This is a genomic window from Streptomyces sp. ADMS (genome assembly GCF_033441795.1).
Taxonomy (GTDB): domain Bacteria; phylum Actinomycetota; class Actinomycetes; order Streptomycetales; family Streptomycetaceae; genus Streptomyces.
Window position 1 is genome coordinate 1 of record NZ_JAVFVX010000562.1, and the last position, 280, is coordinate 280.

The 280-nt window shown below is 69.6% G+C and carries 1 protein-coding gene; it reads left to right on the top strand.

Annotated features, from left to right (window positions below):
* Window positions 1–108: 108 nt before the first annotated feature.
* Window positions 109–280 (top strand): DUF2637 domain-containing protein (locus tag RB628_RS43050; protein ID WP_412180813.1); only part of this gene is annotated, 172 nt, incomplete at its 3' end.

Consider the following 280-nt stretch of genomic DNA (forward strand, 5'->3'; position numbering starts at 1 on the left):
AACCCGCCGAGCCATCCGCAACCGAGACCTGGAGCAGACCACGAAGACCACCCCGTCCCCCGAGACCGACGGCAAGCGCCTGGGCCGCGACGACTTCGGGACAGCGGCGTGAGCCACGCGAACGCGCCGAGCACGGCGCATGTCACCGGATGGGACCGCGCGGTCGTTATTGCCCTCGGCGGTGCGGGATGCGCCCTGTCGTACGACGCCCTGCAGCAGATGGCAGTCGCCATCCACGTCCGGGGCCTGCTGACCTACCTCTTCCCCTTGGTGATCGACG